Raw genomic sequence first — 11,455 nt, 5'->3', positions numbered from 1 at the left:
TGAGAAACTTATGATTGCGCTATTTAAAAATATGATGATGTATCCAATCATAATCAAAAACTAGTTTAGAAACAAGTCTTTCTTAATAAAGATATCTAATAAAAAAGACAGAAGAGCTAGTTATCTCAGGAGGAATAAACCATTTTTGCTTTGGTTTATCCGTCGTAATAAGAGATAGCTAAGCTCTTCTGACACGTAAACATTTATAAAACTAGCAAAAAAGAATCAAATAAACTGTTATCAATAGTCCTCGTAAATATACGATATCCTTCTAATTCCTTAAATAAATTTCGCTAATTCGATTCGTTCTTCCTCTGTTAATGGCACTAAAGGTAAACGAACAGAACCCACATCAAATCCTTTTAATTGTAATGCTGTTTTTACTGGAACAGGGTTAGGTGCTTTAAATAAAACTAACATAAGAGGAAGTAATTGTTGATGCATTTTAGATGCTTCCTCTACCTTTCCATCTAAAAAGGAAGTCACCATTTCTTTCATTTCTTTGCCAATAATATGCGAAGCTACAGAAATTACTCCCGTTCCTCCTACAGATAAAATTGGTAAAGTTAAGCTGTCATCACCACTGTATACATTAAAATCAGCTGGTGTTGATGCAATAATTTTTGTGATATTATTTAGATTTCCACTAGCCTCTTTTACAGCTACAATATTATCAATTTCTGACAAACGAATAATAGTTTCTGGTTCAATATTAACAACAGAACGACCTGGAATATTATATATCATAACGGGTAGTTTTGTAGATTCTGCAACTGCTTTAATATGTTGATACAACCCCTCTTGGTTCGGCTTGTTATAGTATGGTCCAACTACCATAACAGCGTCCACACCTGCGAGTTCTGCTTGTTTCGTTAATTCGATGGACTCATATGTGTTATAACTACCTGTTCCTGCAATGATTGGAACTCTCTTTTCCACTACCTTTACCACATGTTTAAATAAAGCAATCTTCTCTTGTTTGGATAATGTGGGCGATTCTCCAGTAGTACCAGCTACCACTAAAGAATCTGTTCCGTTTTCAAGTAAATGATTAATTAACTGTGTTGTTTTTGGAAAATCTATATGTCCCTTGGCATCAAATGGTGTAATCATGGCCGTTGACACCCTACCAAATAAACCCATCGTTCCACTCCTATTCTCATTTCGATCTCGTTGTATCTATTATTTTCTATTCTATTTCTTTTTCTAACTCAAACGCATCATGTAATACATTAACTGCACTTACTAAATCATCCTGCTTCACAAGCACCCAAATCGTTGCATGGCTATCCGCTGATTGGAGGATGCGAATTCCCTTATTTGAAAGTGCAGTAACAATTTTAAATGTCACCCCAGGTACACCGGCCATTCCAGCACCAACCACTGATACTTTTGCACATTCTTTTTCGATAACTGGTTCATATCCCATATTTTCAAGAACGGCAATTGCTTTGTTTGTCATTTCGTTTGTTACAGTATATACGACACTGTTAGGTGAAATATTGATAAAGTCTACGCTGATTTCTTCATTTGCCATTGCTTTAAAGACTTGCGATTGTAAGTCATACTGATCTTTTTTTGCAAAAACTTTAATTTGGGTTACGTTTGCCACATGAGCAATTCCTGTGACTGGTCTTTCCTTTATGTCACTGCCTCGACTCTCCGCATTACTAGAGGTGACAAGTGTACCAGTCCCCTTTGAATACGTGGACCGTATTCTAATCGGTACTTTTGCTTGCATTGCTATTTCCACTGCTCGTGGGTGAATAACTTTTGCTCCTTGATAAGCCATATTGCAAACTTCCGAATAGGTAACAACAGATAGCGGACGAGCATTTTCTGCAATTCTTGGATCTGCAGTCATAATACCTTCTACATCTGTAAAAATGTCAATATATTCTGCTTGAAGTGCTGATCCTAAAGCAGCCGCAGATGTATCACTTCCGCCTCTGCCTAAAGTAGTTGTATCCCCATTTGGCGCTGCCCCTTGGAAACCAGCTACTACTACAACATCATGATTTTTTAATTCTTCAAGAACACGGCTGCAATCCATTTCCATAATTCTTGCATTCGTAAAATCATTATTTGTCTTAAATCCAGCTTGAGCACCTGTTAATGCAGTTGCCGAAATTTGATTTTCTAGTAATAGTTGTGTAAACACAACACTTGAAATAATTTCGCCGCATGACATTAATAAGTCGTTTTCTCTTCTGCTGATACTTGATTCTGATCCGCCGACTAAAGACAACAATGTATCTGTTGCATAAGGTTCTCCTTTTCGTCCCATCGCAGAAACAATTACTACTACTTTATATCCTTCATTTAATGCATCCTTAATATGATCTTTTGCTTGAATTCGGCTTTTTTCATCTCTAACGGATGTTCCGCCAAATTTTTGAACCATGATTTTCACAATAAACACCTCTGAACACTTTCTTAAAGAGTGTAATATAAGGGTGCCTTTTCTAAAACAAATTTGGGGAATCTACTTTTAAAAAGATTTCCCCTTCCATCATTTTACTAGGAGGATCCCTTGTTGTTTTAACTTTGATGATTTTTTTCCATCCAAAATGAGCACACTTATTTAAATGATTCCCTAAATAGGATTCTATTTAAGGAATCATTTAATAATAAGAAAGACAAGATTTTGGCACCATTATTTAGGCTTGTGTCCAAACTTGTACTTCCTGTATGTAGAATAAAATAGAAATCTACTTACAGGTAATTTTCCTGCATACTAAACCTCTACAGCCTTGTCTTTCTTCACTAGTCCATTAAACTAGCCCTAATTTAATTAGACTTTCAGCAATTTGTACAGAGTTCCATGCGGCACCTTTTAATAGATTATCGGAAACAACCCACATATGGAAACCGTTTTTCACATCTAAATCTTGACGAATACGACCGACAAATACATCATTGCTTCCTACGCAATCTGCAGGCATCGGATATACTTGATTACTTGGATCGTCTTGAAGCACGATGCCAGGAGCATCAGCTAACAAGGATTTAATTTCTTCTACTGTTACTTGATCATTGTCTAATTCAAAGTAAACAGATTCAGAATGACCTGTTGCTACTGGAATGCGGACACATGTTGCTGCAACCTTTAAGTCATCTGCATGCATTATTTTCTTTGTTTCATTGATCATTTTCATTTCTTCATATGTGAATCCATTATCAGTAAATACATCAATTTGCGGTACTGCATTGAATGCGATTTGGTAGTGCTTTTTATCACTCTTAACTGGTAGAATCTTCGGCTCAAACGCTTCTTTATTAAGAATTGCTTGTGTCTGGCTGTTCAACTCTTCGACAGCAGCAGCACCTGATCCAGATACAGCTTGATAAGTGGATACTAATACTTTCGAAAGACCAAATTTTTCTTTTAACGGCTGTAAGGCTACAACCATTTGAATCGTAGAGCAGTTTGGATTTGCAATAATTCCATTGTGCTTGCGAAGATCTTCTTCGTTTACTTCAGGAACTACTAATGGCACGTCTTTGTCCATACGGAATGCGCTTGTATTATCAACAACAATTGCCCCATGTCTTACTGCATGTGGTGCAAGTTCTTTCGATACACCACCGCCAGCGCTGAATAGTGCGATATCAATTCCTTTAAAGCTATCTGGTGTTGCTTCTTGTACGATAATTTCTTTATCTTTATACTGAACCTTTGTTCCTGCTGAACGTTTAGAGGACAAAAGTGTTAAAGTCGAAATCGGAAAATCTCTGCTCTCTAATGTTTTAATCATTTGTTGACCAACAGCCCCTGTTGCTCCCACTACTGCTACGTTAAATCCTTTTAATTGCTCCATTTAAGGTTCTCCTTCCAAAGGCTTTCTCTTAATAATAATAGGCAAGCATTACGCTCCGCCTTAAATAATATTATCTATTTTAACATATTCAAGCAGCAATAAAAGAAACTTTTATCAGATTCTTTCAAAAAACACCGATTGGCGCTATAAAGTTCCTTGTGGAAGTCGACAAGCGCCTTTTTACGGTACGTCTTATTATCAGTCTACCATTCTTTTTCAAAGAACGTGATTTATATGCCTTTTTTAAATAATCATGTACTTTCCTGTTAATCTAAATATTTTTCCACTATTACTGGTTGAATCTGTTTATATTCTAATGCTGCTTCAATAGTTTCTGCAAGCATAGACATTCTTGCAACCATAGAATTTGGCTTTTTCTCAGGATCATCTTGACCGAATGGAATAAAGAAAATATTCTTCGTTGCCATTAATCGCATCAGATTAATCCCATTTAATCCTAACGCATCATTAGTAGAGATTCCCAATACCACAGGCTTTTGGTTTCTTAATGTCGCTTTTGCTGCCATCAAAACTGCATTATCTGTCATCGCATTTGCAAATTTACTCATACTATTTCCAGTTAATGGGGCAATTACCATACAATCAAGAGGTGCTTTCGGTCCTAGCGGCTCTGCTGCTACAATACTATCGATTATTTTCTGTCCTGTTATTTCTTCTATTTTACTAACCCAATCTTTCCCTTTTCCAAAACGAGTATCCGTATTTTTTACATTTCCTGTTACAACTGGTACAACTTCAGCTCCTTGTGCCACTAACTTTTCTACTTGTGGTACTACTTCCTCATACGTACAGTGAGAACCTGAAATTCCAAACCCTATTCTTTTTCCTTGTAAACTCATGATTCTATTCTCCTCTCATTGCCTGCTATTGTTCATCCAGTAATTGAGCTAAGACATCTGCCAATATATTTCCCGCTGTTTTCGGAGCTACAATACCTGGTAAGCTCGGCGCAAGTAATGCCTTAACTCCTCTTTTTTCTGCGTATTGAAAATCTGTTCCACCTGGTTTAGATGCCAAATCAATCACCAATGTATGCAATGGCATTTTTTCAATGACATCAGAAGTTACGACAAGATGGGGAATTGTATTTATACAAATATCAATATCATCAACCGCAATCTGTAAATCATCTAAATGTACTGGAGTTAATCCCATTTCGATAATGCGAGCAATATGTTCACTTTGACTTGCTGCGACCTTTACTTTCGCTCCTAGGGCATGAAAAGCACGTGCAACACTCATGCCTACACGACCTAGCCCGAGCACAATAACATTCGAGCCATGAATCGTTGTGTCTGTATGTTGAATTGCCATCATTATTGTACCTTCGACAGTTGGAATAGAATTTAAAATTGCTACATCATCTCGGTTAAATAATTGAACTAATGATCGATTCGTTTCTTTAATAAGCAAATTTAAATAATCATTCGTTATTCCTGAATATATGATGCAATGCTCAGGGGTTTTTTCTACTATTTTTTTCGTTAAAAAAACCTTCTCATTCGAAAAGATTGTATCAACTTGCCCATTTAGGTCTGTTCCTCGAACGGGTAAGATAATAGCATCTATTTTCGAAAAATCTACGTTATCGATTTTTTCTTTTGTAGCACCAGTGAATGCATGGTCCAATTGCTCGAAGCCAATTAATGAAAGGATTGCTTGTAGTTCTGTTAATTTGCGAACAATTTCAAGCTGCCTTGCATCACCGCCGATAACCGCGATTTTCATCCCTTTCAGCATGAATATTTCACCTTCTTTTTTAAAGATCCTGTTTTTCATAGCTCGCTACTTCAACATCTTATGTGATTATCTAATATTAGGTGAGTTGTTTACCGCAATTCCTTAAAAAGATGGTTACTTTCCTTATCTATTATAGATAACGATGAGAATGAATGATTTGGTTGGTATCTCCTTTTAGTGGACAGGTATTTTAAGAAGGGAGTTATTGCAACTCCTTTATAATGGGAGTAGCAAAAAAATGGTTTTATTAGTGGTCATACATAAAAAAAACTAGGATTCAGAAGGGAATTCTGTTTCCTAGTTCTTTATTTATATAATATGTAGCTTTTTATTGCAGTGCTTTTGGTAATTGTCCGTCTGGGCTGATTAAAGAGACAGAAAAGGTGTCAGTGAATATATCATTTGCCATTTGATCAACTTCTTCTTTTGTGACACGATCGATATCGGCAATGATATCATCTAAGGAACGGTGTTTACCTAATAAAAGTTCATTTTTACCATTTCTGCTCATGCGGCTATTAGTGCTCTCTAAGCTTAGCATCAAGCTGCCTTTTAACTGCTCTTTACTATTAAGAAGTTCCTTTTCGGTAATTCCTTCTTTTTTCAAGATAGCAAGCGTATTTTGAATGGTATCAAATAATTCATCTAGCTGCTTAGCTCCTGTACCTCCATAAATTGTTACTATTCCACTGTCTTGGTATGCGGAATGATAAGAAAATACAGAATAAGCTAAACCTTTTTGTTCACGTACATCTTGGAATAATCGACTACTCATACTGCCCCCAAGAATATTATTCAAAGAAACAAGTGTATACATTTTCTCATGCCCCACCTGCAACCCATTAAAACCTAAGCATAGATGTGCTTGCTCTGTTTCCTTTTTGCGTGAAAAATTATTGGCATGGAAAGAAGGCTTTACTAATTCTACTTCGGATTTACCGGCTTCATATGCCCCAAAGTATTTTTCTACTTCTGAAATAAACGATTCGGTAATATTCCCTGCGATCGAAATAACCGTATTCTCTGGTGTATAATGATTAAACATATACTCTCTTAGCGTATCTCCATTAAACGTAGCAAGTGTCTCTTCTGTTCCTAAAATCGGATAGCCAAGTGGATGTTTATCATAAATTGCCTGACTCAATAAATCATGAACAATATCATCAGGTGTATCATCATACATTTTAATCTCTTCACAGACAACATTTTTCTCTTTCTTTAATTCTTCCTCATCAAATGTCGAGTTAAAATACATATCTGCTAACACTTCTAACGCCATATCAGCATGTGTATCTAACACCTTTGCGTAATAACAAGTATATTCTTTTGAAGTAAAAGCATTTACCTGGCCGCCAATACTATCAAATGATTCTGCTATTTCTCTCGCACTACGTGTTTTTGTTCCTTTAAAAAACATATGCTCTAAAAAGTGAGATACCCCATTGTTTTTTTCATCTTCTTTGCGAGATCCTGTACCAATCCATACGCCAATAGCAACGGAACGTACTGTTGGAATATTTTCCAATACAATTCTTACTCCATTTTGGCAAGTATATCTTTTGATCAATTATGTTCCTCCTGTTCTTCTACCAAGTTGCAAAAAATAGCTGCGACTGCTAGTATATCTTATTCCTCTTATTTTTTCCAAAATATTGTTTTAATATAATGATAACATATCTCCGTTTTAAAAATGAAATAGCGAATAGTTCCTTTTAAAAGGACGGACAGCCTTTATTTTCCATTTCCTTTCATGTAGATGTTGTTTTTCTTCTATAAGAAGTAGCATCTAATAAAACGTTTTCTCCTTATAGAATACTATAAGATGAACCGAACTACTATTTTTTTGTTTTTATGCTTTCTCGCTCTTCACTAAGCATGTCGCTAACTGTATCGATTTTATATCCTTTATTTTTGATTTCGGTAATTAAACGTTCAAGGCTATTTGTAGTAACTTCCGTTGGATGCATAAGGATTAGAGCCCCATTATGGACCTTTCCTGTAACTCTTTTAAGCAATGTATCAGGACTTGGTTTTTGCCAATCAATCGTATCCACAGACCATATTACTGTTTTAAGCTTTTGTTGAGCGGCAATTTTCACTACTTCATTATTAAAATATCCACTTGGCGGTGCTAATAATGTGATTTGCTTACCAGTTGTAGCTTCAATGACATCATTTGTTTTTACGATTTCCTCATGAATTTTACTACTGCTAATTTTACTCATATCTGGATGGGTATAGGAATGATTTCCGAGTTCATGTCCTGCTTCTGCAATCATTTTAGCAAGATCTGGATTTTTCTGAACCCATCTGCCTTCCAAGAAAAAACTCGCCTTGACATGATGTTTTTTTAAGGTTGCTAGTATGTCAGGTAAAAATTCATTTCCCCATGCTACATTTATAATAAAGCTTACCATTTCTTTATCTGGATTTCCTTTATAAATAGGAGCAGGTGGCAAATCATTTAGTGTAACTTCTGGTTTCACTTGCTTAAAAATTAGTTTTTGTTCATTGAATTTCTTCTCTTTTTTCATATTCTTGTAAGAAGCATCAATATCCACAGTCAGCCCATTTAATCCAGGAATAGCTTTCCATACAGGATCTAGCTTGGCATCAATCGGCTTCTTTTCGTAGTCTTTTGCTTTCTCGCTTATCGTCGTATATAAAGAGTTATTTGCTGTCACTGAGACAGCGTTTTCTTGTAAAGTACTAACATATGTATCAGCCAACGGATTATTAACTAAAAACCAAGAGATGACCAGAATTCCTATAAGTGAAACTGTTTTTTTCATCACCTTTCCCTCCCTAGTTACTACCATATGATAGGAAAGGACAAGGTAGAACGCCGAATGACGGAGTTAGCTTATCCTTTTCCCCTATTATTTTGTTCAAAATGTTCCTTTTCATTCCATAAAAAAAATACCCGCTTAAAAACATGAGTCTTTTTTGGCGGGTACGCTTTATTATACTTTTATTAGTTTTTTGCATTCTCAGCTTGTTCTTTTTGTTCTTTCAAAACAGCTTTACGAGATAAATTTACTCTTCCTTGTTTATCAATTTCTGTTACTTTCACAAGGATTTCATCACCGATTGCTACTACATCTTCTACTTTGCCAATTCTTTCTTCAGCAAGCTCTGAAATATGAACAAGTCCATCTTTTCCATTGAAGATTTCAACGAACGCACCGAATTTCTCGATTCGTTTTACTTTACCAAGATACATTTGTCCAACAACAACTTCACGAACGATATCTTCGATAATTTGTTTTGCTTTGTTATTCATTTCATCATCGACAGAAGAAATGAATACTGTGCCATCTTGCTCAATATCAATTTTAACGCCAGTTTCTTCAATAATTTTATTGATTTGTTTACCACTTGGTCCAATAACATCACGAATTTTGTCTGGGTTGATGGACATCATTAAGATTTTTGGCGCATAAGAAGATAGTGATTCTCTAGGTGTATTGATTGTTGCCAGCATCGATTCAAGAATTTGCATGCGGCCAATCTTAGCTTGCTGTAATGCTTCTTCTAAAATTTCACGAGACAATCCATCAATTTTAATATCCATTTGAAGTGCCGTTACCCCTTTAGAAGTACCAGCTACTTTAAAGTCCATATCTCCTAGATGATCTTCCATCCCTTGAATATCTGTTAAAATACTGTAATGTTCACCAGATTTAATCAGTCCCATTGCAATACCAGCAACCGGTGCTTTAATTGGCACCCCAGCATCCATCATAGCAAGGGTACTTGCACAAATACTAGCCTGTGAAGTTGAACCATTGGATTCTAATACTTCTGATACAAGGCGAATCGTATATGGGAAATCTTTTTCAGAAGGGATAATTGGTTCTAATGCTCTTTCCCCTAGTGCACCATGACCGATTTCTCTTCGTCCAGGTCCACGCATTGGTCCTGTTTCACCAACACTGAAATTAGGGAAATTATAGTGATGCATGAATCTTTTTTCTTCTTCTACCCCAAGACCATCCAGTATTTGCACATCTCCTAAAGCACCTAATGTACAAATACTTAATGCTTGAGTTTGTCCACGAGTAAATAGACCTGAACCGTGTGTTCTCGGTAATAAATGCACTTCAGAAGATAGTGGACGAATTTCTTCCAAGCCACGTCCATCTGGACGAACCTTGTCTTCTGTAATAAGACGACGAACTTCATTTTTCACTAATTTATCTAAAATAGCTTTCACTTGTTTTAAATCTTCTTCTTCTGTTTCTTCTGCTTCATATTTTGCAATGACAGAATCTTTTACTTCTTTAATAGCTGCTTCACGAGCATGCTTTTCTTGTACACGAATAGCATCTAGCATTTCGCTTTCACATAATGCGCGCACATCTGCTTCGATGTCTTTATTTAATTCGTATAGTACAACTTCCATTTTTTCTTTGCCAATCTCTTCTGCAATTTTTTCTTGGAATGCAATTAGGCGTTTAATCTCATCATGTCCAAACATAATTGCTTCAAGCATTACTTCTTCTGGAACTTCATCGGCACCAGCTTCAACCATGTTGATTGCATCTTTTGTACCTGCAACAGCAAGGTTAATATCACTTTTTTCTGCTTGCTCAACCGTTGGATTGATGACAAATTCTCCATCGATTCTTCCAACATAAACACCAGCAATTGGTCCCCCAAATGGAATATCAGAAACAGATAATGCTAATGACGATCCAAACATTGCGGCCATTTCTGATGTACAATCTTGATCCACGCTCATTACTAAGCTGACTACCTGCACTTCATTACGGAAGCCATCTGCAAATAATGGTCGAATTGGTCGATCGATTAAGCGGCTTGCAAGGATTGCTCTTTCACTTGGGCGGCCTTCTCTTTTAATGAAACCGCCGGGAATTTTACCAACCGCATATAGACGCTCTTCATAATTTACTGTTAATGGAAAGAAGTCTAAGTTCTTTGGTTCTTTTGAAGCAGTTGCTGTGCTTAATACAGCCGTATCACCGTATCGTACAAGTACTGCACCATTTGCCTGTTTTGCTAATTGTCCAATTTCAACTGTGAGCTTTCTTCCAGCCCAGTCAATGGAATAGACATGCTTATCTTGTCCCATTCATAAACCCCTCTCTACTCATTCACTTCATGGAGGTTTCCGGTTAAGAACTACCTAAAACCTGCGTTATTTTATAAAATAAAAAATATTATCCTTAAATTTCTCTTCTACTAGTATACACATTTTATATAACTAAAAAACGAAATTAATTTATGTAATCTATACTAATCATATGTTAAATTCGCATTTATTTACAATAAAAAAGCGGGAAAAATATCCCGCTTTTTTTAACTATCTACGTAGACCAAGTTTGTTAATTAAAACACGGTAACGTTGAACGTCTTTATTACGTAGGTAAGTTAAAAGATTACGACGTCTACCTACCATTTTCAAAAGACCACGACGTGAGTGATGATCCTTTTTATGTGTACGTAAATGTTCATTCAAATTATTGATTGACTCAGTAAGGACAGCGATTTGAACTTCTGGAGATCCAGTATCGTTCTCATGCGTTTTGTACTCATTGATAAGTTCGTTTTTACGTTCTTGAGTGATTGCCATCCTGTTTCACCTCCTAATTCTATTACACTAATCCCCAATTACCGAGCAAAACGTTGGTGATTCGATTTTGCCAAGCAAAGGTTGTTTTTAGTACGTCTTTAAGAATAACTGTTTTCTTTGGAAAAATCAAGACATAACCTTTTATTTTTTTATAAACAAAGAACATAAAAATAGAATCTGAAAAAACTTCATCTTATTGTATTTCTAGCCAGTCCTGCTATTCATTAGTTTCTTTCCATTTTTTATTAGGATATATTTTTTAGTATATCCTAATCTT

At 35.9% G+C, this 11,455-nt stretch carries 9 protein-coding genes; all 9 read right to left on the bottom strand.

What is annotated here, in order from left to right; all coding sequences use genetic code 11:
• Positions 1-279: 279 nt before the first annotated feature.
• Positions 280-1,143 carry a 4-hydroxy-tetrahydrodipicolinate synthase gene (gene dapA / locus NSS71_RS03855; protein ID WP_047940050.1) on the bottom strand — a complete coding sequence of 288 codons (864 nt, stop codon included), beginning with the start codon at positions 1,141-1,143 and terminating at the stop codon, positions 280-282.
• Between the two features lie 46 nt (positions 1,144-1,189).
• Positions 1,190-2,413, bottom strand: coding sequence for an aspartate kinase (dapG, locus tag NSS71_RS03850; RefSeq protein ID WP_047940049.1), 1,224 nt, complete (start codon positions 2,411-2,413; stop codon positions 1,190-1,192).
• Positions 2,414-2,774: 361 nt separating this feature from the next.
• Complete coding sequence (asd, locus tag NSS71_RS03845) at positions 2,775-3,821, bottom strand: aspartate-semialdehyde dehydrogenase (RefSeq protein WP_047940048.1); 1,047 nt, start codon at positions 3,819-3,821, stop codon at positions 2,775-2,777.
• A gap of 266 nt (positions 3,822-4,087) precedes the next feature.
• Positions 4,088-4,681 (bottom strand): dipicolinate synthase subunit B, encoded by a 594-nt coding sequence (locus NSS71_RS03840; RefSeq protein ID WP_047940047.1) that lies wholly within the window; start codon positions 4,679-4,681, stop codon positions 4,088-4,090.
• A gap of 25 nt (positions 4,682-4,706) precedes the next feature.
• Complete coding sequence (gene dpaA, locus NSS71_RS03835; RefSeq protein WP_047940046.1) at positions 4,707-5,582, bottom strand: dipicolinic acid synthetase subunit A; 876 nt, start codon at positions 5,580-5,582, stop codon at positions 4,707-4,709.
• 328 nt (positions 5,583-5,910) lie between these two features.
• Positions 5,911-7,149 carry a M16 family metallopeptidase gene (locus tag NSS71_RS03830; RefSeq protein ID WP_047940045.1) on the bottom strand — a complete coding sequence of 413 codons (1,239 nt, stop codon included), beginning with the start codon at positions 7,147-7,149 and terminating at the stop codon, positions 5,911-5,913.
• Positions 7,150-7,417: 268 nt separating this feature from the next.
• Positions 7,418-8,374 carry a polysaccharide deacetylase family protein gene (locus NSS71_RS03825; protein ID WP_047940044.1) on the bottom strand — a complete coding sequence of 319 codons (957 nt, stop codon included), beginning with the start codon at positions 8,372-8,374 and terminating at the stop codon, positions 7,418-7,420.
• 182 nt (positions 8,375-8,556) lie between these two features.
• The gene (pnp, locus tag NSS71_RS03820) at positions 8,557-10,677 is read right to left on the bottom strand and encodes a polyribonucleotide nucleotidyltransferase (protein WP_047940043.1); all 2,121 of its coding nucleotides are present in this window, start codon (positions 10,675-10,677) and stop codon (positions 8,557-8,559) included.
• Positions 10,678-10,908: 231 nt separating this feature from the next.
• Entirely contained in the window at positions 10,909-11,178 is a 270-nt protein-coding gene (rpsO, locus tag NSS71_RS03815) for a 30S ribosomal protein S15 (protein WP_016201171.1), read from the bottom strand.
• Between the last annotated feature and the right edge of the window lie 277 nt (positions 11,179-11,455).

Origin of the sequence: Niallia sp. FSL W8-0951 (assembly GCF_038006525.1) — a bacterium.
Taxonomy (GTDB): Bacteria; Bacillota; Bacilli; order Bacillales; family Cytobacillaceae; genus Niallia; species Niallia circulans.
This window is presented reverse-complemented; position numbering and strand designations above follow the sequence as displayed.

Bases quoted from the DNA above. Each gene is read 5' to 3' on its own strand.
- dapA (WP_047940050.1), bottom strand. From the start codon at position 1,143: ATGGGTTTATTTGGTAGGGTGTCAACGGCCATGATTACACCATTTGAT.
- asd (WP_047940048.1), bottom strand. From the start codon at position 3,821: ATGGAGCAATTAAAAGGATTTAACGTAGCAGTAGTGGGAGCAACAGGG.
- NSS71_RS03840 (WP_047940047.1), bottom strand. From the start codon at position 4,681: ATGAGTTTACAAGGAAAAAGAATAGGGTTTGGAATTTCAGGTTCTCAC.
- dpaA (WP_047940046.1), bottom strand. From the start codon at position 5,582: ATGCTGAAAGGGATGAAAATCGCGGTTATCGGCGGTGATGCAAGGCAG.
- NSS71_RS03825 (WP_047940044.1), bottom strand. From the start codon at position 8,374: ATGAAAAAAACAGTTTCACTTATAGGAATTCTGGTCATCTCTTGGTTT.
- pnp (WP_047940043.1), bottom strand. From the start codon at position 10,677: ATGGGACAAGATAAGCATGTCTATTCCATTGACTGGGCTGGAAGAAAG.
- rpsO (WP_016201171.1), bottom strand. From the start codon at position 11,178: ATGGCAATCACTCAAGAACGTAAAAACGAACTTATCAATGAGTACAAA.